Origin of the sequence: Arsukibacterium sp. MJ3, assembly GCF_000987765.1 — a bacterium.
Classification (GTDB): domain Bacteria; phylum Pseudomonadota; class Gammaproteobacteria; order Enterobacterales; family Alteromonadaceae; genus Alishewanella.
This window is the reverse complement of sequence record NZ_LAHP01000009.1, coordinates 98,645-121,596: the sequence shown is the minus strand read 5'-3', so window position 1 is coordinate 121,596 and position 22,952 is coordinate 98,645. Positions and strand designations below refer to the sequence as shown.

Here is a 22,952-nt window from a genome sequence, read left to right as displayed (position 1 = left end):
GCTCGCCGGTAATCAGTAAACGTTAACCCGCCCTAGACTATTGCCACACAAGCAAGCAAAATGAATACGTTAGTAGCCGCCACGCTTTATACTAACGGTAACTTATTATAATAACGATAACCTATAGCGCTATCGCCTCAGGAGGCAGCATGAAACTAAATTGCGACTTAGGCGAAAGTTATGGCAGCTGGACCATGGGCCTCGACAGCCAGGTAATGCCGTTTATTGATCAGGCCAACATTGCCTGTGGGTTTCATGCCGGCGACCCCGATGTAATGCAGCGCACCCTGCAACTGGCTAGGCAACATAGCGTGCAAATTGGTGCGCATCCGGCCTACCCTGATCTAAACGGCTTTGGCCGGCGCAGTATGCAATGCTCGCATAATGAAATTATTAACCTTATTCATTATCAGCTAGCCGCACTGGATGGCATGGCGCAGTGTCAGGGCGCCAGCGTAAGCTACGTTAAACCGCACGGTGCCTTATATAACGATATGATGAGCAAACCGGCGGTGTGGCAAGCAGTTTTACAAGCCATTGCCAGCTATCATAAACCACTGCAACTGATGCTGCTGGCCGATAACAACCGCCAAAGTTACCAGCAACAGGCGGCAGCACTTAAGGTTGAACTTATATTTGAAGCCTTTGCCGACAGGCGCTACACCAATGACGGCAAACTTAGCCCGCGCAGCCAACACGGGGCAGTACTGCATGGCAATGAGGTACTGGCACAGGTTAGCCAGTTGCTAAACGATGGCAGCGTAACCACCGACAGCGGCCAGCGGCTGGCGCTAAATGCCGACACCCTGTGCGTACATGGTGACAACCCATCTGCTATTGCAAAGGTGCAACAAATTCGGGCGTTACTGGTATGAACCTAGCGCAGTATCATCTTACCATTGCCAGTGAAAACGCCCTGATGCTGTATTTTGACCAGCGAATTGACCCGGCCATTTCAGCACTGGTGCAACAAGCTTGCTTGCTTATTCGCGCTGAACTTACCGACGACGTGATAGATCTGCTGCCCTCATATGCCTCTGTACTGGTTATATTTAACCCCCTTACAACTGATCACTATCGTATACAGGCACAGCTACAGCATTGCCTTAAACAGCTGCAAAACGGCGAAAACCACAGCGGCAAGCGGGTAGAGCTTCCGGTGTATTACAGTGAAGAAAGTGGGCCCGATTTAGCGCTGATCGCCCACACTAAAAATATTAGTATTGACGAGGTAATTCAGCGTCATCAGGCCATAAGTTATCGGGTGTATGCTATTGGCTTTGCACCTGGCTTTGCCTATTTAGGTGAAGTAGACCCACTATTACAAATGCCGCGTTTAGCCACCCCCCGCGCCAAAGTGCCACGCGGTGCGGTAGCCATTGCCGACCGGCAAACCGCCGTGTATCCGGCACAATCGCCCGGTGGCTGGAACCTAATTGGCTTGTGTCCTGTTAAAATGTTTAACCCCCACACCAAGCCCGTAATGCCGGTAGCCGTGGGTGACGAAGTGCGCTTTGTGGCAATAGATAAGGCCGAATTTTTGCGCTTAGGCGGTGAAATATGAGTGGCGTTAATGGCGTTAAGGTTATCGCCTCAGGCGTGCTAAGTTTACTGCAAGATAACGGCCGCTTTGGCCAGGGCGCCCTGGGGCTAACCACCGGCGGGCCAATGGATGCCGCCGCTGCTAACTGGGCCAACCGACTACTGGGCAACCCGGCTAATGCCACATTAATTGAATGTAGCGTTGGCGGCTTGCAACTGCAGGCTAACACCAACAGTTATTTTACCGTTACCGGCGCAACCTTGCCACTTAGCATTAACGGCAACGCTGCTGAACAATGGACGGTGCATAAAATACAACAAGGTGATGTTATTGAGCTTGGTATGGTAAGCCAGGGTTTGCGCGCTTATGTGGCAGTGGCCGGTGGCTTTAACGTGGCAACGCAGTTTGGCAGCAGCGCTACCGTACTGCGCGAAAGCATCGGTGGTATTAACGGCAATAAACTACAACCCGGTGATCTGCTGCCATGCCCGGCAGTAAACACACTGGCGCGACAACAATTAGCCCTCGCCTATCGGCCAATATTTAACAGCATTCTGACACTGCGACTGGTCGAAGGGTATCAGGCTGACAACTTTAGCAAAGCAGAGCGCCAGCGCTTTTATCTTAATAGCTATAACGTGACGCCTCAGGCAGATCGTATGGGCTATAAACTCAGTGGCAGCGCCATTCATTGTCAGCAAAGCCAGTTATTATCAGAAGGCATATGCTATGGCGCGGTACAAATTCCGCCTGATGGCCAACCGATAGTATTATTAAACGATCGTCAAACCTTAGGCGGCTACCCTAAAATAGGGGCGGTGTTATCACTCGATTGCGCGTTATTAGCCCAGGCAGTTGCCGGTACACAGGTTTATTTTACCCCAATAAACCCACAGCAGGCACATAATGCGCTGTGCTTAGCGAAAGTGTACACCGATGCCATAAGCCACCAACTGGGCCGTCTGTAATGAGCACATTTCAAGCTAATTATCTGGCCATTAGTAAGCAAATAGAACAATTATTAGTGCGGCAAAACCCACGTGGTATGGCAACGTTAAAAGCGCATTTACGCCCCGGCTATATTTTGCGCGCGGCGCGGTTAATTAACCAATGCCGTGGCACCGTATTAATTGGTACCGGTTTTCCGGTGCTCGATACCTTTGAAACCGACGGCCCGGTAGGCGCTATTGCGCTGTATCAATTATTAGAGCAACTGGGCGCCAGGCCAATACTGGTTAGTGGTAACCCGTTATGTCAGGTGCTGGCCAGCCGTTATAATACCTATCAAATAACCGTTAACCAGCAACAAAATCTGGCCGGCATTGCCACAACAGCCCTGGCACAGTTACAGCCACAGTTGGTTATCGCTATTGAGCGCCCCGGCTTCACTGCCACCGGCCGCTATGCCAATATGCGCGGTGAAGATATTACCGGGCGCTGTGCCAGTTTCGATTATTTTTTAAACCAAGCCAGCTGCCCCACTATTGGTATTGGCGATGGCGGCAACGAAATTGGCATGGGCAATGTGGCCGCAGTGCTTGGCCAACTCAACATTACCCCGGCGGTAACTGAATGCGACGAATTAGTGGTAGCCGATGTATCTAACTGGGCCGCCTGGGGTATTATAGCCATGGTGTCGGCATTGCAAGGCCATGATTTTTTGGCCACTGCCCAACCGCTGGCTATTTTGCAGTTTTTATCGGCCCACGGCAGTGTTGATGGCGTAACCAGACTAAATACCTTAACCGAAGATGGCCTGGCGCATACCGAAGGCGAGCAACTTATTGCCGATTTACGAAAGATTGTGGCGATTTACCAGAAATAGAACCGGCTTACCCTAAGCCAACCGTTGCAGCCCTGGACGGGCGGACAAATACGCCGGGAGCACATTTGAACAGCTTCGCTGGCCCGTAGGGTAAACTTCATGGATGAAGTTTATAAACGAGCCTACAGGGATGTATTCACGGCGTGTTGGCGTGGGTAAGTCGGTTCAGTTTCAGTACTTCATTCCAGCATCTTGTAACCGTACAACCGTTTTTAAAATGAGAGCAGCATGAGCATAGTGTATTTAAATGGCGACTTTATCCCAGCCGAGCAAGCCAAAATATCACCAATGGATCGCGGATTTTTATTTGGCGACGGCATTTACGAAGTGATCCCTAGCTATGGCGGCCGTTTTGTTGGCTTTGCTCCACATATTTCACGCATGCAAGACGGCCTGGCGCAACTGTCGATAGATCCGGGCCTTAATTTGGCCGACTGGCAAGCCATTACCCATCGCTTGCTGGCTGAAAACAACAGCAGCCCTAATAGCGCGAACCTGGCGGTGTATATTCAGGTTAGCCGCGGCGCCGACACCAAACGCAACCACGCCTTTCCGGCCAATATTCGCGCCACGGTATTTGCCTACACCTTCGCCATCGCGCCCGAGCCCGTTGCCGACAAAAGCCAGGCCACCTGCTACACCGTAGTAACGGGGCAAGATCTGCGCTGGCAACGCTGCCATATAAAATCAACGTCATTACTTGGCAATGTATTGCACTACCAGCAGGCTTATGCCAATGGCGCTCAGGAAATACTGCTATTTGATAAAAACGGCAACCTAACCGAAGGCGCCGCCGTAAACGTGTTTGTTATTAAAAACGGCATAATCGCCACCCCGCCACTTACCAACAAGCTGCTACCCGGCATTACCCGGTTGCTGCTATTAAATATTTTACGCCAGCACAGTAATTGGCGAGTAGAAGAGCGCGATATTAGCGAGCAAGAGGTATTTAACGCCGACGAAATTTGGTTAACCAGCTCCAGCAAAGAAATTGCCCCGGTACTAAAAGTAAACGAGCATAGCGTAGGCACTGGCGAAATAGGTAACGTATGGCTAGCCGCCCAACAGTTATTTAGCGCTCATAAGTATGATGAGTAAGAACCACCTTAGGGGGTCAAATGTAGGGTTTGGCTGGGCCTGTGCTGGGGTCAAACCACCGTTTTTGCGGTTGAATGGCGGGTGGCGGGTGAAATTAGCGGCAATAACTAATACCTTTGTACTATATAAATAATGGCCTCTTGCGGGCCGGAAAAAATATTTTATGTTAAAAACTAATAACTTATAATTTATTTGGGCATTTATTAACATAGCGCTTGCGCTGGACTGAAAAATAACCAAAATAGTCAGTAGCTGAAAGGCTAATAAAACCCCTCAGGAGATACAAAATGATTAATTTACAACGTGCAAAACAACAAGGTTTTACCTTAATTGAATTAATGATCGTGGTAGCGATTATCGGTATTTTGGCAGCAGTAGCACTGCCTGCTTATCAAGATTATACTATCAGAGCTCGAGTTGCAGAAGGTATGGTTGCAGCAGCTGCTGCACGTACAGTGGTAACTGAAAATGCAGCAAACGGCCAAGCATTTGCATTGGGGTTTGAAGCACCGGTTGCCTCTGACAACGTAACTGATGTTGATGTTTCTGATGCTGGTCTTATTACTGTAACATTCACAGCAAGAGCAGGTGGTGGTACAATTATATTCACTCCAGATCCAGTTTTAGCAGTCGGCACGCCACCAGATTCGTCAATCCAATGGGATTGTGCTGGCGGTGATCTAGCGCAGAAGTATCGTCCTTCAAATTGTCGCTCAGCCCCATAAACTAAACTTACTTGATAAAAAAAAGTCAGCTTATGCTGGCTTTTTATTTAAAATTAGAATCAGATAAAATTAAAGATTGTGCTAATTGTAAAATCGGGGTCAGATACTGTCTTGAGTAAAATTGGGGTCATAAAATTGGTAAAATTAGGGTCAGAACAAAATTAAAATTAACTGCCCTTCCCTCTTATCTACACAAACATCAATCACTTTAATTGAGTCGCCTGATCCATCCGATAGTGCATCACCCTGAAATAAAATTAACCACCCTTACCACCCTCCTTTGGCCTGACCCGCTTTGCCAATTACTGTTTAAAGTGCTTACTGCATATTTAGTTTGCTAAATATGCCAATAAAATTGGGGTCAGAACAAAATTACCTGCCCTTCCCTCTAGCCACCTTTACCACCTGCTTTTGGCCGACCACGCTTTCAAAATTGGGGTCAGATACTGTCTTGAGGATCAAGCCCAAATTTGATTAATGTTGGTAATTAACATCAAACGGCTTTCCTGATTTCAATACGCCAAAAGCCAGTACCAGTAATTTTCGCATCACCGCGACCAAAGCTACTTTTTTAGGCTTACCTTTGGCTAATAAAATTGGGGTCAGAACAAAATAAAATTGGGGTCAGAACAAAATTAACTGCCTTTCCCTCTGATAAAATTGGGGTCAGAACAAAATTAACTGCCCTTCCCTCTTATCTACACAAACATCAATCACTTTAATTGAGTCGCCGGATCCATCCGATTGTGCATCACCCTGAAATAAAATTAATCACCCTTAAAATTAGGGTCAGAACAAAATTAACTGCCCTTCCCTCTAACCACCTTTACCACCTGCTTTTGGCCGACCACGCTTTGCTGGCTGCTGGCGCCTACCCGTTAGCGCAGCCACTTGCTGTTTAAACTTTTCGCTACCCAGCGCCATGCCACTTTTTGTTGCGCTGCGAATATGTTGCAGCATGGTTTCGTTTATTTCAGCATTAAATAGCCCACGGTAATATTGCAACCTTTCTTCGGCGGTAGTTGCCAGCGCAAGGTAGCACTGATGTGGCTGGCACAATGCCGATGTCCAACCCAGCGCATTAACACCATGGCTGGACCAGTGGTAGTTAGCTGCAGCAGGAACCATGCCCGCTCTTACCGGGTTCATCTCAATATAGCGATACACAGCCAGCACATATTGCTCGCTTTGCACCAAGCAAGACTTAAACCTCCCCTCCCATAACGTACCGCTGCGATTATAGCGCCGATTAAAGTAGCGCACGTACTGCCGGCCCAAGCTTTGCATCATCAGGCTTATGCCAGTATGGTCAGTTGCTGTACATAACAAATGCACATGATTAGTCATAAACACCCAAGCGTGCAGTTGCACCTGAAATTTCTCCGCAAATTCTTGCAGCCAATTGGCATAGGCGGCAAAATCGTCATCGCAGGCAAAACACACCTGCTTGTTATTACCACGTTGAATAACATGCTCAGGCACACCTGGCAGATGAACACGAGGCAATCTTGCCATAAAAAACTCCTATTGCCGCAAGCAGAAATAATTTAAGCATAGCCGACAATTTAATTTTGTTCTGACCCTAATTTATGGCATTAGCCACTAGGTACACTATAAACTTGAATAAGTGCTAAATGCTGGCATAATCAAGATAATGATAAAAGTTAACAGCATAGTCAGGATATTTACGCTTTATGGCGGTTAATGCAAATTCCACATTATTAAAACGGCTATTGCAGCAAGGCATTATTGATAATGATAAGGCCGCTAAAGCCATAAGCGAAAAAGCCAGCCAATACCGCACCCTGCCCGAATTATTAATTAATGAAAAACTAATAGGCTCGGTGCGCTTAGCTGAGCTGGCGGCACAGGTAAGCCAGGCGCTAAGCATTGACCTAGATTACTACGAGCTAGAATACGTACCAGAAGACTTACGTAACGAAAAACTTATTCGTAAAAACGATATGCTGCCGCTGGCCAAGCGCGGCCGCAATATGTATTTAGCGGTGGTTGACCCCACCAATATGGCAGCAATTGAAGATTTTGAATTTAACACCGGCCTAAATGCCGAAACCGTAGTAGTTGAATTTGATAAGCTGCAAAAACTAATTGAAAAACTGTTTGATAGCAGCTTTAACCTGGCCGGCGATGCCGCCGACTGGGACTTAGGCTCGATGGGCATTATTGAAGAAGTAGAAGAAGAAGGCGGCGTACAAACCGATAAAGAAGACCAGCCAATTATTGCCTTTATTAATAAAATGCTGCTAGATGCCATTCGTAAAGGCGCCTCAGATTTACACTTTGAACCGTACGAGAAAATGTACCGCATTCGCTTTCGTATCGACGGCATATTACATGAAATGGCCAACCCACCGGTAGCACTGGCCACCCGCTTGTCGGCGCGTTTAAAAGTAATGGCGCGGCTCGATATTGCCGAAAAACGCGTACCGCAAGATGGTCGCATTAAGCTTAAGTTATCGGCAAAAAAATCAATCGACTTTCGGGTAAGCAGCCTGCCCACCTTGTGGGGCGAGAAAATTGTAATGCGGATACTCGATTCCGACAGCGCCATGCTGGGTATCGATATATTAGGCTATGAAGACGTGCAAAAGCAGCGCTATTTGGCGGCACTGGCGCAGCCGCAAGGCATGATATTGGTTACCGGCCCTACCGGTAGCGGTAAAACGGTGTCGCTGTATACCGGGCTGGCTATTTTAAATACCAGCGAGACCAATATTTCTACCGCTGAAGATCCAGTAGAAATTAACCTTACCGGCATTAACCAAGTACAAATGAACCCGCGCGCTGGCTTAACCTTTGCTACCGCGCTAAAGTCGTTTTTACGGCAAGACCCCGACGTAATAATGGTAGGTGAAATACGCGATTTAGAAACCGCCGAAATAGCCATAAAAGCGGCGCAAACCGGCCACTTGGTGTTATCTACCCTGCACACCAACTCGGCGCCCGAAACCCTTACCCGCTTGCTTAATATGGGCGTACCTGCCTATAACGTGGCCAGTTCAGTTACCTTAATTATTGCCCAGCGCTTAGCGCGTAGGCTGTGCTCTAAGTGTAAAGCACCCGAGCAATTACCCGAGCAAGAATTACTGCGCCAGGGCTTTTTAGCCGAACAACTTAGCAGCATTACCATTTTTAAACCGGTCGGCTGCGACAGTTGCACCAATGGCTATAAAGGCCGGGTGGGTATTTACGAGGTAATGCCCATAAGCGGCAAAATGGCCGATATTATTATGGCCGACGGTAATTCGTTAGATATTGCTAAGCAAGCCGAAAAAGAAGGCATTTACAGCTTACGCCAGTCGGGCTTAATTAAAGCCGCCGCCGGCATGACCAGCTTAGCCGAAGTAAACCGGGTAACTAAGGGCTAAGGGTTTAGCGATTAGCGCTAAGTAAATAGCGCACTTTTACTTTATTTGGCGCATTAACGCCGCAACAGGACAACCATTATGGCTCAGGCACAAAAATTTAAAATAAAAGAGCTGGAAATATACCAATATAAAGGCGTAAACCGCCGTGGTAAAAAAGCCGATGGCGAGCTTAAAGGCAATAGCATTGCCGAGGTAAAAGCCTTATTACGCCAGCAAGGTATTACCCCCTCTAAAGTTAAGCGTAAACCCAAATCGTTATTTGGTGGCGAGAAAAAAATTACCCCGGCCGACATCTCTGTGGTTACCCGGCAAATCTCCACCATGTTAGGCGCCGGTGTGCCGTTAGTGCAAAGCATCGATTTAATTGCTAATGGCAGTGACAATAAAAGCTTACGGGTACTAATGCAGAAAATATCGGTAAAAATACAAGCCGGTATTCCGTTATCTGAAGTGCTGCGCGAGCACCCAAAATACTTTGATGAGCTATATTGCGATTTAGTAAAATCGGGTGAGCAATCGGGTGCGCTCGACCGCATTTTTGACCGTATAGCCATTTATAAAGAAAAGGCTGAAGCGCTTAAATCGAAAATTAAAAAAGCCATGTTTTACCCGATAGCGGTATTGGTAGTGGCGTTTATAGTTACCTCGGTATTGCTGATTTTTGTAGTACCACAATTTGCTGAAATATTTGCTGGCTTCGGTGCTGAACTGCCAGCCTTTACGCTATTTGTATTGGGTATTTCCGAATTAATGCAGCAATACTGGTGGGTGGTGCTAGCCGGGCTATTTGCTTTTGGTTACCTGGTGAAAAAGGCTTATGCCAATAACTTAAAATTTAGAACAATGGCCGATGGCTGGATTTTAAAAGCGCCGGTAATTGGTAATATTTTAAATAAAGCGGCAGTAGCGCGCTTTGCCCGCACCCTGGCCACTACCTTTGCCGCCGGTGTACCACTTATTGAAGCGCTGGAGTCGGCGGCGGGTGCTTCGGGTAATGAAATTTACCGTAACGCCATTTTACATGTACGCGAAGAAGTATCATCGGGTAACCAAATGTACCAGGCCATGCGCCAAACCGACCGCTTTCCGGAAATGGTAATACAAATGGTCTCGATTGGTGAAGAGTCGGGCGCACTGGACAGTATGCTGGAAAAAGTAGCCAACATTTATGAGCAAGAAGTAGATGATGCGGTAGATGGCCTAACGGCGCTACTAGAGCCAATGATAATGGCGGTATTAGGCGTAGTAATTGGTGGTTTAATTATAGCCATGTATCTGCCGATATTTGCTATGGGCGCTATTGTTTAATGAGTGTATTAGCCGAGTATTTAAGCCAGCAGCCGGCGGTATTTATTAGCCTTACTGCAGTTATTAGTTTACTAATAGGCAGCTTTTTAAATGTGCTGGTGTACCGGCTACCAAAAATGATGGAGCGCGAGTGGCAGCAAGAATACCAAGCGTATTTTCAAGCTGATGCGGTTGTTACTAGCAAAGGCAACGCCGCAGGCGCTAATGCTACTAGCCAGGCGGCAAGCGCTAATGCCGCACAAAAAGCCGCACGTTATAATCTGGCGGTGCCACGTTCAGCCTGCCCCAACTGCGATGCACCCATAGCCGCGCGCGATAATATTCCGCTAGTTAGCTGGCTGCTGTTAAAAGGCCGCTGTCGCCACTGCAAAACCCCAATAAGCAGCCGCTACCCGGCAGTAGAGGCGCTAACCGCACTGCTTTCAGCCTTAGTGGCCTGGCAATATGGCGTTAGCAGCCTGGCGTTAGTGTTAATACTGGTTACCTGGGGCTTAATAGCACTAAGCTTTATTGATATTGACACTATGCTACTGCCCGACAGCCTTACCTTGCCGCTATTATGGCTGGCACTGGTTTTTAGCTTAACCGACGCCGCCTTAGTAAGCCCGGCCACCGCCATTATTGGCGCCGCAGCTGGCTATTTAAGCTTATGGCTGGTGTATTGGGGCTTTAAGCTATTAACCGGCAAAGAAGGCATGGGCTATGGCGATTTTAAATTGCTGGCTATTTTTGGCGCCCTGCTGGGCTGGCAACAGCTGCCATTAATTATTTTATTGTCGTCGGTAGTGGGGGCGGTTATAGGCGCCAGTATGTTGGCGATACAAGGCCGCGATAAAGCCACGCCTATTCCGTTTGGCCCTTATATTGCCGCCGCCGGCTTTATTGCCTTGTTATGGGGTGAACCGCTTACTAATATGTATTTACGTTACCTTGGCAACTAATTTGCACGCCGCTAATTCGAAAAAGCTTTATTCGCACGCTCCCCATTCACAAGCCGCCGGGCAAAACCGCTTTATTGTCGGTTTAACCGGCGGTATTGGCTGTGGTAAAAGCACGGTAGCTGAGCTATTTAACAGCCTTGGCGTGCCGGCAGTAGATGCCGACATTGTGGCGCGTGAAGTGGTAGCAAAGGGCAGCCCGTTACTGGCGAAAATTGCCGCGCATTTTGGGCAAAGCGTGCTAACAAGCGATAAAACCCTAAACCGGGCTGCGCTGCGCCAATTAATTTTTAGTGATATTAACGCCAAAAAATGGCTAGATAGCGTAATGCACCCGGCAATACGCGCCGCTATGCTGGCGCAATTACACGCCTTACCGGCCGCACCCTATGTGTTGTTAATTGCGCCACTGTTGCTAGAAAATAAGCTTAATAGCGTGGTTAACCGGGTAGTGGTGGTAGATATTACGGAACAAAACCAGCTATTGCGTACTCTAAGCCGGGATGGCGTCAGTGAACAGCAGATCCAGGCAATTATTAACAGCCAGATAAGCCGGCCAGAGCGCTTGGCCTTAGCTGATGACATTATTGACAATAACGGAGCAGCACCCCTGCTAAAGCAACAAGTACAGCAACTACACCAGCGTTATATTAGCATGGCCACGCCCGCTTAAGCGTGCCATAGTAAACGCGGTGCAGCAGCGCTGTTAAGTAACCTATTTCCACTACAGGCCATAGCAAGTATGAGCGACATTATCTACGAGCACCCGCTAAATGAAAAAATACGCACTTACTTGCGCCTGGAATTTTTATTGCAGCAAGTGCAATGCTTGTTAACACTAGCCGATGAAAGCCAGCAACAAAGCTTTTTTACCAGCCTGTTTGCCTTAATTGAAGTAATGGATCGCAATGATGTGCGCCCTGATCTTATTAAAGACATGGAGCGCTGTGAAAGCCAGCTGGTGTTGTGGTCGCAGCATCCGTCGGTGTCAGACAGTAAATTACAAACCCTGCTGCAAGCGGCGGTGCGCATGCAATCTGAACTGCTGCGAAGCGGCAAATTGCTGGCAGGCTTAAAAGACGATAATTTTTTAGCGCCGCTACGGCAACGTTTTAGTTTTCCAGGTGGTTGCTGCTACTTTGACATGCCACAACTGCAATACTGGTTTCATTTACCCATGGCCGAACGCCAAACGCAAGCCCAAGGCTGGCTTAACCAGGTTGAACTGGCCTCGCAGGCTATTAGCTATGTGCTGAATTTTATAAGAGAGCGTAGCCAGTTTCAAAGCGTAGTAGCCGACAATGGTTTTTATCAGCAAAATGCCGAGCAATATGAAATGCTGCGCATTAAGTACCAAGCTTACCAAGGTATTTACCCGACGGTAAGTGGTAATAAATACCGCTATGCTATTCGGTTTATGCAACTAGACGCCGACAGCGCCCGCAGTGCCGCGGCAACATCGCAAGAGTTTCAGTTAGCTTGCTGTTAATTCTGATGCTAAAAACGAAGCGTAAACCCATAGCGAAAACCGAATTACCCTAAGCCGACCGTTTTTGCCCCACACGGGCGAAAAGAAGACTCAAGGGAGGGGTTTACGGCGTGTCAGCGTGGGTAATCCGGTTGCAGCGATCCAAATTATTGCAGCTATAGCAAACTGTGTTCAACTGCCTTATCTGCTATACTAAGCGCCGTTTTTGCGCTTTAAACCGAGTGTTATTTTATGTCTACCACTGTTAAATGCCCTACTTGCAGCACCGCGGTTATTTGGGATGCCAGCTCAGCCTTTCGGCCGTTTTGCTCTGAACGCTGTAAACTTATCGACTTAGGCGACTGGGCAGCCGAAAACCACCGCATTGCCGATAAAGCACCGACAGATGCCAATTTAACTGAGCAATATTTGGCCGAACTAGAAGAAGCGTTTATGGCGCAGGATAATCAGTTTTTTAAAGAGTAACCCTTACATCGGTCCAAGGCCGTTTAGTTCGTCTGCTTTCTTTACAATTTTATAATAGGTACAATTTATTTACATTGTTTTTCAATGCTTTAAACATTGGCACTTTTTATGCTGATAACTCGCGTTGTAATACAATTTTAAATAACTTTCAGGATGAAACCTATGAAAATTTTAAAACTGGCAGCAGTAGGTGCTTTACTTAGCATGGCAAGCTTATGCCAAGCCTCGATGATTATAACTGATGGTAATGTTGCACTAGGTGTAAACGATTTAGGTAATTTAAACGTGTCGGGTGGCAATGCCGATGTTACCGGGATTACCGGAGTTGGCTTGCGCTATATTAGCGATGGTGTGGAATATGAAGCAACCTACCATGGTTGCGAATGTGAAGGCTGGGGTGTTGCAGCAAATGGTAGTTCTGGCTATGCCAATGAGTCACGCGGCACGTCAGGTCTAAGCTTGGTTAGCTTTAACAGTACGGCTACTACGGCAACCTCGGTAACGTCTATGGGCGGCTTGCTGCAAATAACGCACGCTTTTGCCTTAGCCACTGCAACTGACAACTTGTATCAGGTAACGGTAACTATTGAAAACACAAGCGGGGTTGATATTGCTAACTTGTTGTATCGTCGCAATTTTGATTGGGATACCTCACCTACTCCATTTAGTGAGTTTGTAACTATTGCTGGCACTGCTGGGGCAAGCGCCGTATTAGGCGCTAATGACAATGGTTTTTGTAGCTCTAACCCGCTAGCATCTTGCTCACCACAATTAGGCTTTAGTGGTGATTTTACTGCTGCTGGCCCTAATGATATTGGCGCTAACTTCGATTTTGACTTTGGTGCTTTACTGGCCAGAGAAACCTTTACCTTTAATATTTTCTATGGTGGTGCGGCCAACCGTGATGCGGCTTTAGCTGCCTTAAGCCAGGTGGGTGCAGAGGTGTATTCGTTCGGTTGGTCTGGTTTAGATGCCGATCAGAACGGTTTTGCTGATGCTAGCGGTGCTATTACGCCTACCTATATTTTTGGTTTTTCTGGTGTAGGTGGTGTGGTGGTAGTTGACCCAAATGACCCGAATGACCCAACGCCAGTACCGGCACCAGCCAGCTTGTTATTATTTGGTAGTGGTATTTTAGCGCTGTTTGCCCGTCGCAAACGCTATGCTAAGCTGTAATTTATAAGCACTAACCCGTAGTGTAGTTTTACGACTAAAAGCCTTGCCTTGTGCAGGGCTTTATTTTTAAAGGATTACAATAATGGCAACACTTTTTAGCAGACGCTTTACCTTAACTTGCTCGGCATTAGTTGCTGGCGTGGCATTGGCTGCAACACTTTTTAGCCCGCAAGCTCAAGCCCAAAACAGCAACAGCATTAGCCAATATGGCGATTGGCGCACGGTTTGTAAAACCCAGTGCGTAATGTCGCAGGGCCTACAAAACCCCGAAAACCCCAGTATTATTTATTCCAGCCAGATATCGCTACTAAACCAACAGCAAGATCCGGTAATGCAGCTTAATTTACCACTGGGTATATATTTGCCACCAGGGGTAGCGATAGGTATAGGTAAACTGCAGCATCAAGCGCCTGTTACCGTATGTTTACCGGAAGGTTGTAAGGTATTAGTGGTATTAACCCCTGCTATGCAACAGGCTATGCAAAGCAATGCCGCATTTAGCGTAAAACTGTTTGTTAGCGAGCAAACGCCAAGAGAAATAAAATTTTCGTTACGCGGTTTTAGTGAAGCACTAGCCAGCTTAACAGTTAAAAATGGCGGCCAGTAGTGGCAATAAGTAATAAAATAAAACGGCTAGGTTTATATATGCTTTTAGCAGCTTTGGCTAAGTAAGCTGCTGAAATTACAGTAACTGTTGCAGTTTTTGCAGTTTCTGCAGCTTTTGCACAATGGGCAGGTTTGCTTCGGGTAAGGTAATAGTGGGTAAGTCAGCAATATTTACCCACTGCAGGGGTTGGCCTTCCAGCCCTTCGGGGCTGCCGGTAAAGGCGGTTACCAGCCAGATATCCAATGTTACTTCGCGCTCTGGGTAGCTATGCGTTAATAGCATAAAGGGTTCGGCGGCGGTAACGGTAATGGCCAACTCTTCTTTTAACTCGCGGCTAAGCGCAGCGGCTACTGTTTCAGCCTGCTCTACTTTACCACCGGGAAATTCCCACTTGCCACCCTGATGCTGGCTTGCACTACGCAGCGCCAGCAACACGTGCTGCTGGCGCAGGATAACCCCCACAGCCACATGTAGCTGTGGCCGTGGGTTTAGCAACTTGCTGCTGCTTGGCTTAGCTAAGCTTGCCATGACACTGCTTATATTTTTTACCTGATCCACAAGGGCAAGGGTCGTTACGGCCAACTTTGTCGCCTTCGCGTACAACTGGTGTAGGCATGTCGTTAGTATTAACCACGGCATTTGGTGCCTGGCCACCCAGTTGCTCGGCAGCCGCATGCTGATAATTGTGTGGCACGGCGTCGGCTTTACGGCGCTGCTCTTCTACGGCTTCTACATCTTCAGCAGCTTTAACCTGCACCCGGCTTAAAATACCAATAACGTCTACTTTTAGCTCGTCGAGCATGTTTGAAAATAACTCAAAGGCTTCACGCTTATATTCTTGCTTGGGGTTTTTCTGAGCATAACCACGCAGGTTAATGCCCTGACGCAGGTGGTCCATTGCCGCTAAGTGCTCTTTCCAGTGCGTATCAAGGCTTTGCAACATAATTGATTTTTCAAATTGGCGCAGCACACCCACGCCAACCAGTTGTTCTTTATGCTGATAACCGCTATTAAACTCCAGCTGAATTTTGTCGCGCAGCTTTTCTTCAAACAGTTTTTTGTCATCAGCCAGCCATTGGCTTACCGGTAAATCTAGCGCGAAGTCGGCTTTTAAGCGTTGCTCTAAACCCGGAATATCCCACATTTCATCTAACGATTGTGGCGGCACATATTGGCCAAATACCGACTCTACTACGTCATCACGAATGGCACTTACCGTTTCGCTGATGTCACTGGCATCAAGCAACTCGTTACGCTGCTCGTACACTACTTTACGTTGATCGTTGGCAACATCGTCAAATTCAAGCAATTGCTTACGAATGTCGAAGTTACGCGCTTCTACTTTACGCTGAGCGTTTTCAATAGCGCGGCTTACCCAAGGGTGTTCAATAGCTTCGCCTTGCTCCATGCCCAAGCGGCGCATCATGCCGGCCATGCGGTCTGAAGCAAAAATGCGCATTAAGGTATCGTCTAGCGACAGGTAAAAACGTGATGAGCCCGGATCACCCTGGCGACCTGAACGGCCACGCAGCTGATTATCGATACGCCGCGATTCGTGGCGCTCGGTACCAACAATGTGCAGGCCACCGGCGGTAATTACTTCGTCGTGACGAATTTGCCAGTCGGCGGTAATTTGCGCCACCTTGTCATCGGTTTTGTCGGCAATACCGGCTAATTCAGATTGTAAGCTACCGCCTAAAACAATATCGGTACCGCGACCGGCCATGTTGGTGGCAATAGTAACGGTGCCAGAGCGGCCGGCATCGGCAATAATTTGCGCTTCGTTGGCGTGAAATTTAGCGTTTAACACCTGATGTTTAATTTTGGCTTTGTTCAATAAATCAGACAAGTATTCAGAGCTTTCAATGGAGGCAGTACCCACCAGCACCGGCCGTTTAGCGTCGCGGGCTTTTACCACATCTTCAATTATGGCGTTGTATTTGTCGTCGGCAGTTAAGTAGACTAAATCGGCCATGTCGTTTCGAACCATTGGCCGGTTAGTGGGCACTACTATGGTTTCAAGGCCATAAATTTGCTGAAATTCGAATGCCTCGGTGTCGGCAGTACCGGTCATACCGGCCAGTTTTTTATATAAACGGAAGTAGTTTTGGAAAGTAATAGAAGCCAGGGTTTGGTTTTCGTTTTGAATGCGCACCCCTTCTTTTGCTTCAACTGCCTGGTGCAGGCCTTCTGACCAACGGCGGCCTTCCATGGTACGGCCGGTGTGTTCGTCAACAATAACGATATCACCGTCTTTTACCACATAGTCAACGTCGCGTTTAAACAGCTGATGAGCGCGCAGTGCAGCATACACATGGTGTAACAAGGTTATGTTGGCGGCAGAGAACAAGGTGTCTTGCTCGCCTATCATGCCGGCTTCGCGCAGCATGTCTTCTACTTTAATTTGGCCTTGCTCGGTTAAATATACCTGACGGGCTTTTTCATCAACAGTAAAGTGGCCATCACCATGTTTGTCTTCTTCGTCTTCTTTTTCTTGTTTTTCTAACTGCGGCACCAAAATATTAATTTGTTTGTAAAGCTCTGAGCTGTCTTCGGCCGGGCCAGAAATAATAAGCGGGGTGCGGGCTTCGTCAATTAAAATGGAGTCAACTTCATCGATAATGGCAAAAGCCAGATCACGTTGCACCCGGTCTTGTGGCGAAAATGCCATATTGTCGCGCAGGTAATCAAAACCAAATTCGTTATTAGTGCCGTAGGTAATGTCGGCCTGGTACGCTTGCTGTTTTGCCTGATGCGATAAGCCCGGTACGTTAACGCCAACAGTTAAGCCTAAAAAGCTAAACAAGGGCTGGTTAGTTTCGGCGTCGCGGCGGGCCAGGTAGTCGTTAACCGTAATAACATGTACGCTTTTACCGCTTAACGCATTTAAATAAGCCGGTAAGGTGGCAGTAAGAGTTTTACCCTCACCGGTTCGCATTTCAGAAATACGGCCCTGGTGCAACACAATACCGCCGAGTAACTGCACGTCAAAATGGCGCATTTTAAACACCCGGGTACTGGCTTCGCGCACGGTGGCAAAGGCTTCGGGCAAAATAGACTCTAGGTTGGCACCGTCTTGCAACCGCTGCTTAAACTCGGCAGTTTTTTGCTTTAGGGCGTCATCAGACAAGGCTTGGTATTGCGCTTCCAGTGCATTAACTTGCTGCACCTGTTTCTGCTGTTTTTTTAAGAAGCGGTCGTTGCGGCTGCCAACTAATTTGGCGAAAAATTTTCCAAACATTATCCAGTTACCATTTAAGTTAAAACTGCTTTGCAGCCCTGGCCAGGCCAGTTATTAATTATTGTTGTGATTTACTGCCAGCCAACAACGCGGCTATCGACAGAATATGATGACACTTATATGGTGATGCTTTGTGATACTTTCAAGCTTCATCAGTAAGGCCAGCGTTGCAAATTGGGCAAGCCCGGCATTACTAAAACCTGTTACACTTAACCGGCCTGCAATTACGCCCGTTAAGTACGCTGCTGATGAAACGCTATAGCCATAAACCCGAAGATTTAACTAAGCTGTTTGGCCAGAGCTCACTGGCGACCATGCAACAGCAGTATGAACTTGTGCGCAAATTAAATACCGAGCTATGCCATATTTTACAACTAGAGCAACTGAGTTTCTGCCAGGTATCGAGCATTACTGCCGGCCGGGCGGTTATTTTATGTCAATCGCCAGGTTGGGCTAACCGGTTAAAGATGCAGCGCGATGCCATTCTAGACAATTTCAGACAAAAAATCTTGCCTGATTTAGCGGGAATTGATATTGAAGTGTCGCCGCACGGCCAGATTGCTCAAGCTGCAGCAAAAACTGCCACGGTACCCGCAAAAAATCGCCAGGCTAAGGGGTTGTCTGATAGCGCCAGAGCGTCGCTAGAACAAGCACTACAGCACAGCGACGATAACGTAAAACAAGCACTAGCCCGACTACTAGCCAAATAAAATCACTCTGACCCTTTATTCATTATTTATTCAGATATTCAGTTCCTATTCCAGTAAATCACTCTGACCCATTTTATTTTAGGTATAAAAAAACCGACGTAATGTCGGTTTTTTAAATTTTAGGGCCAAATTAGGCTAGTTGTGGTGCCAGGTAGGAGATGGGCATTTTTGCTTTATTTTCAAAGCTGACAAATTCCCAGTTTTCTTGTTGTGCTAATACGGCGCATAACAGCTGGTTGTTTAAGGCATGGCCGGTTTTGTATGAGATAAACTCGCCCAGTATGCTGTAACCTGCCATGTATAAATCGCCGATGGCATCCAGAATTTTATGTTTGATAAACTCGTCTTCGTAACGCAGACCGTCTTGGTTTAATACCCGGAATTCATCTAATACCACGGCGTTGTCGAAGCTACCGCCCAGTGCCAGGTTGTTAGCCCGTAGGTATTCGATATCGTGCAAAAACCCAAAAGTACGGGCGCGGCTGATATCTTTGATAAAGCCGGCAGCGGAGAAATCGAGTTGCATGCGCTGCTGGGTTTTAGCAATGACCGGGTGATCAAAATCGATAGCGAAGTCAATTTTAAAGCCGTTATGCGGGCGAATTTCGGCCCATTTATCGCCGTCTTCTACCCGAACGTTGCGCTTGATACGAATAAACTTTTTCGCCAACTTTTGCTCGCTAACACCCGCTTCAAGCAGCAGATACACAAACGGATTAGCACTGCCGTCCATAATAGGTATTTCAGCTGAGTCGACATCGATAATTAAATTATCGATGCCCAAGCCAGCAATAGCAGCCATTAAATGCTCGGTGGTAGACAGCCGCACGCCTTGTTTATTAATTAAACAGGTACACATTACCGTGTCACCGACCATTTCTGGGGTAACTTTAAAGTCGACTATCGGCTTCAGGTCAACACGACGGAACATAATGCCCGTATTGTCGGGTGCAGGTCGGAGAGTGAGCGTAACCTTTTCACCCTTGTGCAACCCTACACCAATAGTACTGACAGTTTTTGCGACGGTACGTTGTTTAATCATAATTTATTCCTGCTCAAATTTAAGCAATCACAAAATGGCGGCGAATATTAGCATAATTTTGCTAATCATGCCACTTGACAGTAGTGGCTATGTTGGCAAATGCCAACTGAACAGTGGCTTAATTTTACTTGTCGCTACTGTTTTAGCTACACTTGCTGCTTTGTCCGCTTTTTTATCGCTTCTTTATCGCTTCTATTATATCGGCTATAACGGCTATAACGGTTTAGTCAGCCTGCTTGCGCAAAAACGCTGGGATATCGAAAATGTCGATACCCGCTTTGTTTTCTGGCTGGTTTTTTTGCTGCGCCAGTTCTTCTTTATGCGGGTTAGCTGCCGGAGCCGCCTGGCGCATGGTATTACCTTGCTGCACATAGGCCTGCATTGGCTCTGGGCGATGGCTCGGTACCAGGCTAATGTCTGGCCGGCGATCAGCACCAATACCGGTAGCAACTACGGTTACCCGCAACTCGTCGTGCATTTCCGGATCAATTACTGCACCTACTACTACGGTAGCATTTTCAGAGGCAAAGGCTTTAACCGCATTACCGACAATTTCAAACTCTTCAATGCTAATATCCAGGCCAGCGGTTATATTTACCAAAATGCCTTTGGCACCGGATAAATCGATATCTTCGAGCAACGGGCTGGAAATAGCCTGCTCGGCAGCTTCTTCGGCACGATCTGGCCCTGACGCGCGGCCAGTACCCATCATGGCGGTGCCCATTTCAGACATTACCGTACGTACGTCGGCGAAGTCGACATTGATCAAACCTGGCCGGGTAATTAATTCAGCAATACCCTGCACCGCACCTAATAACACATTGTTGGCGGCTTTAAAGGCGTCGAGCAGGCTGGTGCCTTTGCCCAATACTTTTAACAGCTTGTCGTTAGGTATGGTGATGAGTGAATCAACATATTTGCTTAATTCCAGAATACCTTCGTCGGCATAAGCAGTACGCTTTTTACCTTCAAATGGAAATGGCTTGGTTACTACCGCTACTGTTAAAATACCCAGTTCACGGGCAATTTCAGCAACAATAGGCGCTGCACCAGTGCCGGTACCACCGCCCATACCGGCAGCAATAAAGATCATATCGGCGCCTTGCAGGGTTTTTTTGATGGTTTCGCGATCTTCTTCAGCAGCACGACGACCCGTTTCCGGGTTAGCACCGGCACCTAAACCTTTGGTGACACTGGCACCCAGTTGCAGGGTTACGTTGGCTGATGAATTACGCAGTGCCTGGGCATCGGTATTCGCTGCCACAAATTCTACACCTTCGATATTGCTGGCAACCATATACTCGACAGCATTACCGCCGCCGCCGCCAACACCTATTACTTTTATAACCGCTTCTTGGTTGTGGTTTTCCATTAACTCAAACATAGCTCTTTCTCCGTTGTTACGCTCTTAAAACTCACCTTTGAACCAGCTGCTGATTTTTTTCAGCACGCTGCTAACTGGATCGCGGCTTTGCGCCGCGTTTTTTTGCTGGGCACGAACATCTTTGCCATACAGCAACAAGCCCACTACGCTGGCGTAGGCGGGATCTTGTACATATTCTTTTAAACCACTAACGTGCATTGGCTGGCCAACCCGCACCGGCATTTGAAACACATCTTCGGCAAACTCAACCGCACCTTCCATTTTTGAGGTACCGCCGGTTAACACCAGGCCGGCAGCAATTTGCTCTTCCAGGCCTGAGCTGCGAATTTCTTCTAATACCAGCTCAAATAATTCCTGGTAACGCGGTTCAATAACCTCGGCCAGGGTATGGCGCGACATAGAACGCGCGGGCCGGCCACCAACGCTGGGTACTTCAATACTTTCTTCTTTACCTACCATGCTGCGCAGGGCGCAGGCATATTGCACTTTAATATCTTCCGCATGGCTGATTGGCGTGCGGAAAATTTTGGCGATATCACTGGTAACCTGATTACCCGCTACCGGAATAACCGCGGTATGGCGTAAGGCACCATTGGTATAAATAGATAAATCGATAGTGCCACCGCCCATATCGACCACGCAGACGCCCAGTTCTTTTTCATCATCGGTTAGCACGGCATAGCTGGATGCCAATGACGAGAAAATAAGCTGGTCAACCTGCAAACCGCAACGCTCGACACATTTTTCAATGTTTTTAGCCATGTCATTGGCGCAGGTAATAATGTGCGCTTTGGCTTCCATTCTTACCCCTGACATGCCAATCGGGCTTTTAATACCTTCTTGCATGTCTACTGAAAATTCTTGTGGTAATACATGCAACATGCGCCGCTCGGCGGATATTGGCACCGACTTTGCCGCATGGATAACGCTAGCCACATCATCAGCGGTAACTTCGGTGTCGTTAATTGGCACCATGCCACTTTCGTTCTGGCAACGGATATGTTTACCGGTTATACCTAAATACACTGACGATATTTGGCAATCGGCCATCAGTTCCGCTTCGTTTATGGCTCGCTGTACCGCTTGCACCACCAGATTAAGATCGTTAACACCGCCTTTATCCATGCCGCGCGAGGCATGAGTGCCCACGCCAACAATGCTAAGCCGGTTATCCGGGGTAATTTCGCCTACTACCGCTTTTATCTGAGAAGTACCAATATCCAGTGCTACTATCAGATCTCGTCCTATCGACTTTGTCATGCTTTTCTCTTTGGCTCCGTGTTGGCATAACGCACGGCAATGCCGGTGTCATAGCGCAGATCGATTTCAGCTAATGCTTGTTCCCGATGGTTTTGCATAGTCGGGTACAGTTCAATAAAGCGTTGTAAACGCTTCATGGTGTCTTGGCGTCCTAATTTTAGCGCCAGGCCATCTTGCAATTGCAAGCGCCAGGAAAAACGTTCGTTTAACCATAATTGCTCGGCGCTGAATTGGTGTAACTGCAGTAAGCTCTGAATATGGCCAAACATGGTCAGGGCATCCTGCTCACTGCCTTCTGGGCCGTGTAGCCGGGGCAATACTGGGATCAGCTCGCTTAGTGGGGCAGTAAACAGCTGCCCTTTATTATTGAGCAATTGTTGCTGATTCCAGACTGCCACCGGCTGCTGCTCTGTTACAACGACCAATAAGGTATCAGGCCATTGTTTGCGCACGGCTACCTGATACACCCACGGTTGTTGCTGCAGGAATTGCTGCACCTGATCAACGTCTACCCGGAAAAAATTACCTACATATTCTTGTTGTAACCGCTGTTGCAACTTGCTCGCCTGAATATGCTGAAAATCGCCATACAGGCGCACTTGTTTAATCGGCGAAGCTTGCTGGCTTTGCAAATAATTATTCACCTGCACCCCGGCCCAGGCTAACAACGCCAGCGCCAACAAAAAAAACAGCAGTCCGGCGACAAAGCCGGGCCTGTGGTTTAATTGCTGATAAAACTGGCGTAAATTCAT

General features: G+C 47.6%; 22 protein-coding genes and 1 pseudogene. 15 read left to right on the top strand and 8 right to left on the bottom strand.

Annotated elements, in window-relative coordinates; all coding sequences use genetic code 11:
- Nucleotides 1-149: 149 nt before the first annotated feature.
- The 6 genes from VT06_RS08805 to VT06_RS08780 all read left to right on the top strand — a co-directional run bounded on the left by VT06_RS08805 (nt 150) and on the right by VT06_RS08780 (nt 5,191).
- The gene (locus tag VT06_RS08805; protein WP_046553923.1) at nt 150-875 is read left to right on the top strand and encodes a 5-oxoprolinase subunit PxpA; all 726 of its coding nucleotides are present in this window, start codon (nt 150-152) and stop codon (nt 873-875) included.
- Nucleotides 872-1,564, top strand: coding sequence for a 5-oxoprolinase subunit PxpB (gene pxpB, locus VT06_RS08800; protein WP_046553922.1), 693 nt, complete (start codon nt 872-874; stop codon nt 1,562-1,564). The genes VT06_RS08805 and pxpB overlap by 4 nt, the downstream gene beginning before the upstream one ends.
- The gene (locus tag VT06_RS08795; RefSeq protein ID WP_046553921.1) at nt 1,561-2,511 is read left to right on the top strand and encodes a biotin-dependent carboxyltransferase family protein; all 951 of its coding nucleotides are present in this window, start codon (nt 1,561-1,563) and stop codon (nt 2,509-2,511) included. The genes pxpB and VT06_RS08795 overlap by 4 nt, the downstream gene beginning before the upstream one ends.
- Nucleotides 2,511-3,368, top strand: a complete 858-nt coding sequence (locus VT06_RS08790; RefSeq protein WP_046553920.1) for a glutamate cyclase domain-containing protein — start codon at nt 2,511-2,513, stop codon at nt 3,366-3,368. Before VT06_RS08795 ends, VT06_RS08790 begins: the two co-directional genes overlap by 1 nt.
- A 228-nt stretch (nt 3,369-3,596) precedes the next feature.
- Nucleotides 3,597-4,466: an aminotransferase class IV gene (locus tag VT06_RS08785; RefSeq protein WP_046553919.1), complete on the top strand. Its 870-nt coding sequence runs from the start codon at nt 3,597-3,599 to the stop codon at nt 4,464-4,466.
- A 287-nt stretch (nt 4,467-4,753) separates the two neighbouring features.
- Complete coding sequence (locus tag VT06_RS08780) at nt 4,754-5,191, top strand: pilin (RefSeq protein WP_046553918.1); 438 nt, start codon at nt 4,754-4,756, stop codon at nt 5,189-5,191.
- Nucleotides 5,192-5,665: 474 nt separating this feature from the next.
- Here VT06_RS08780 and VT06_RS18610 read toward each other — a convergent pair.
- Together VT06_RS18610 and VT06_RS08775 are read right to left on the bottom strand one after the other, a co-directional pair.
- Nucleotides 5,666-5,785, bottom strand: a pseudogene (locus VT06_RS18610) (IS110 family transposase); the annotation flags it as partial.
- Between the two features lie 222 nt (nt 5,786-6,007).
- Nucleotides 6,008-6,706: a transposase gene (locus VT06_RS08775; protein ID WP_046553917.1), complete on the bottom strand. Its 699-nt coding sequence runs from the start codon at nt 6,704-6,706 to the stop codon at nt 6,008-6,010.
- Nucleotides 6,707-6,885: 179 nt separating this feature from the next.
- On the opposite strand from VT06_RS08775, the gene pilB reads away from it, so the two are divergent.
- The 8 genes from pilB (at nt 6,886) to VT06_RS08735 (ending at nt 14,563) form a co-directional block, all read left to right on the top strand.
- Nucleotides 6,886-8,580 carry a type IV-A pilus assembly ATPase PilB gene (pilB, locus tag VT06_RS08770; protein WP_046553916.1) on the top strand — a complete coding sequence of 565 codons (1,695 nt, stop codon included), beginning with the start codon at nt 6,886-6,888 and terminating at the stop codon, nt 8,578-8,580.
- A 78-nt stretch (nt 8,581-8,658) separates the two neighbouring features.
- Nucleotides 8,659-9,888 (top strand): type II secretion system F family protein, encoded by a 1,230-nt coding sequence (locus VT06_RS08765; RefSeq protein WP_046553915.1) that lies wholly within the window; start codon nt 8,659-8,661, stop codon nt 9,886-9,888.
- On the top strand, nt 9,888-10,829 hold the full coding sequence (locus VT06_RS08760) for an A24 family peptidase (RefSeq protein WP_046553914.1): 942 nt from the start codon (nt 9,888-9,890) through the stop codon (nt 10,827-10,829). Before VT06_RS08765 ends, VT06_RS08760 begins: the two co-directional genes overlap by 1 nt.
- Nucleotides 10,819-11,499: a dephospho-CoA kinase gene (gene coaE, locus VT06_RS08755; RefSeq protein WP_235357391.1), complete on the top strand. Its 681-nt coding sequence runs from the start codon at nt 10,819-10,821 to the stop codon at nt 11,497-11,499. The genes VT06_RS08760 and coaE overlap by 11 nt, the downstream gene beginning before the upstream one ends.
- A gap of 69 nt (nt 11,500-11,568) precedes the next feature.
- Nucleotides 11,569-12,315 (top strand): cell division protein ZapD, encoded by a 747-nt coding sequence (gene zapD / locus VT06_RS08750; protein WP_046553913.1) that lies wholly within the window; start codon nt 11,569-11,571, stop codon nt 12,313-12,315.
- A 231-nt stretch (nt 12,316-12,546) separates the two neighbouring features.
- The gene (gene yacG, locus VT06_RS08745) at nt 12,547-12,780 is read left to right on the top strand and encodes a DNA gyrase inhibitor YacG (RefSeq protein WP_046553912.1); all 234 of its coding nucleotides are present in this window, start codon (nt 12,547-12,549) and stop codon (nt 12,778-12,780) included.
- A 162-nt stretch (nt 12,781-12,942) separates the two neighbouring features.
- Entirely contained in the window at nt 12,943-13,956 is a 1,014-nt protein-coding gene (locus VT06_RS08740; RefSeq protein WP_052750206.1) for a PEP-CTERM sorting domain-containing protein, read from the top strand.
- Between the two features lie 82 nt (nt 13,957-14,038).
- Nucleotides 14,039-14,563, top strand: a complete 525-nt coding sequence (locus VT06_RS08735) for an invasion associated locus B family protein (RefSeq protein ID WP_046553911.1) — start codon at nt 14,039-14,041, stop codon at nt 14,561-14,563.
- Between the two features lie 75 nt (nt 14,564-14,638).
- Here VT06_RS08735 and mutT read toward each other — a convergent pair whose 3' ends face one another.
- Entirely contained in the window at nt 14,639-15,091 is a 453-nt protein-coding gene (gene mutT, locus VT06_RS08730; RefSeq protein WP_046553910.1) for an 8-oxo-dGTP diphosphatase MutT, read from the bottom strand.
- On the bottom strand, nt 15,075-17,804 hold the full coding sequence (gene secA / locus VT06_RS08725; protein WP_046553909.1) for a preprotein translocase subunit SecA: 2,730 nt from the start codon (nt 17,802-17,804) through the stop codon (nt 15,075-15,077). Before secA ends, mutT begins: the two co-directional genes overlap by 17 nt.
- Nucleotides 17,805-18,052: 248 nt before the next feature.
- Here secA and VT06_RS08720 point away from each other — a divergent pair, with 248 nt between their 5' ends.
- Nucleotides 18,053-18,514 (top strand): DciA family protein, encoded by a 462-nt coding sequence (locus tag VT06_RS08720; protein WP_046553908.1) that lies wholly within the window; start codon nt 18,053-18,055, stop codon nt 18,512-18,514.
- A 130-nt stretch (nt 18,515-18,644) separates the two neighbouring features.
- On the opposite strand, the gene lpxC is transcribed toward VT06_RS08720, so the two are convergent.
- The 4 genes from lpxC to VT06_RS08700 form a co-directional block, all read right to left on the bottom strand.
- Entirely contained in the window at nt 18,645-19,556 is a 912-nt protein-coding gene (gene lpxC, locus VT06_RS08715) for a UDP-3-O-acyl-N-acetylglucosamine deacetylase (RefSeq protein ID WP_046553907.1), read from the bottom strand.
- Between the two features lie 223 nt (nt 19,557-19,779).
- Complete coding sequence (ftsZ, locus tag VT06_RS08710) at nt 19,780-20,940, bottom strand: cell division protein FtsZ (RefSeq protein WP_046553906.1); 1,161 nt, start codon at nt 20,938-20,940, stop codon at nt 19,780-19,782.
- Nucleotides 20,941-20,964: 24 nt separating this feature from the next.
- Nucleotides 20,965-22,200: a cell division protein FtsA gene (gene ftsA, locus VT06_RS08705; protein WP_046553905.1), complete on the bottom strand. Its 1,236-nt coding sequence runs from the start codon at nt 22,198-22,200 to the stop codon at nt 20,965-20,967.
- Nucleotides 22,197-22,952: a cell division protein FtsQ/DivIB gene (locus tag VT06_RS08700; protein WP_046553904.1), complete on the bottom strand. Its 756-nt coding sequence runs from the start codon at nt 22,950-22,952 to the stop codon at nt 22,197-22,199. Before VT06_RS08700 ends, ftsA begins: the two co-directional genes overlap by 4 nt.

What these genes read in the sequence shown, in the direction of transcription:
- VT06_RS08760 (WP_046553914.1), top strand. Translation starts at nt 9,888, where the DNA reads ATGAGTGTATTAGCCGAGTATTTAAGCCAGCAGCCGGCGGTATTTATT.
- VT06_RS08790 (WP_046553920.1), top strand. Translation starts at nt 2,511, where the DNA reads ATGAGCACATTTCAAGCTAATTATCTGGCCATTAGTAAGCAAATAGAA.
- VT06_RS08765 (WP_046553915.1), top strand. Translation starts at nt 8,659, where the DNA reads ATGGCTCAGGCACAAAAATTTAAAATAAAAGAGCTGGAAATATACCAA.
- ftsZ (WP_046553906.1), bottom strand. Translation starts at nt 20,940, where the DNA reads ATGTTTGAGTTAATGGAAAACCACAACCAAGAAGCGGTTATAAAAGTA.
- VT06_RS08700 (WP_046553904.1), bottom strand. Translation starts at nt 22,952, where the DNA reads ATGAATTTACGCCAGTTTTATCAGCAATTAAACCACAGGCCCGGCTTT.
- lpxC (WP_046553907.1), bottom strand. Translation starts at nt 19,556, where the DNA reads ATGATTAAACAACGTACCGTCGCAAAAACTGTCAGTACTATTGGTGTA.
- pilB (WP_046553916.1), top strand. Translation starts at nt 6,886, where the DNA reads ATGGCGGTTAATGCAAATTCCACATTATTAAAACGGCTATTGCAGCAA.
- VT06_RS08720 (WP_046553908.1), top strand. Translation starts at nt 18,053, where the DNA reads ATGAAACGCTATAGCCATAAACCCGAAGATTTAACTAAGCTGTTTGGC.
- secA (WP_046553909.1), bottom strand. Translation starts at nt 17,804, where the DNA reads ATGTTTGGAAAATTTTTCGCCAAATTAGTTGGCAGCCGCAACGACCGC.
- VT06_RS08780 (WP_046553918.1), top strand. Translation starts at nt 4,754, where the DNA reads ATGATTAATTTACAACGTGCAAAACAACAAGGTTTTACCTTAATTGAA.
- VT06_RS08740 (WP_052750206.1), top strand. Translation starts at nt 12,943, where the DNA reads ATGAAAATTTTAAAACTGGCAGCAGTAGGTGCTTTACTTAGCATGGCA.
- pxpB (WP_046553922.1), top strand. Translation starts at nt 872, where the DNA reads ATGAACCTAGCGCAGTATCATCTTACCATTGCCAGTGAAAACGCCCTG.
- ftsA (WP_046553905.1), bottom strand. Translation starts at nt 22,200, where the DNA reads ATGACAAAGTCGATAGGACGAGATCTGATAGTAGCACTGGATATTGGT.
- VT06_RS08775 (WP_046553917.1), bottom strand. Translation starts at nt 6,706, where the DNA reads ATGGCAAGATTGCCTCGTGTTCATCTGCCAGGTGTGCCTGAGCATGTT.
- mutT (WP_046553910.1), bottom strand. Translation starts at nt 15,091, where the DNA reads ATGGCAAGCTTAGCTAAGCCAAGCAGCAGCAAGTTGCTAAACCCACGG.
- VT06_RS08795 (WP_046553921.1), top strand. Translation starts at nt 1,561, where the DNA reads ATGAGTGGCGTTAATGGCGTTAAGGTTATCGCCTCAGGCGTGCTAAGT.
- VT06_RS08785 (WP_046553919.1), top strand. Translation starts at nt 3,597, where the DNA reads ATGAGCATAGTGTATTTAAATGGCGACTTTATCCCAGCCGAGCAAGCC.
- yacG (WP_046553912.1), top strand. Translation starts at nt 12,547, where the DNA reads ATGTCTACCACTGTTAAATGCCCTACTTGCAGCACCGCGGTTATTTGG.
- VT06_RS08735 (WP_046553911.1), top strand. Translation starts at nt 14,039, where the DNA reads ATGGCAACACTTTTTAGCAGACGCTTTACCTTAACTTGCTCGGCATTA.
- VT06_RS08805 (WP_046553923.1), top strand. Translation starts at nt 150, where the DNA reads ATGAAACTAAATTGCGACTTAGGCGAAAGTTATGGCAGCTGGACCATG.
- zapD (WP_046553913.1), top strand. Translation starts at nt 11,569, where the DNA reads ATGAGCGACATTATCTACGAGCACCCGCTAAATGAAAAAATACGCACT.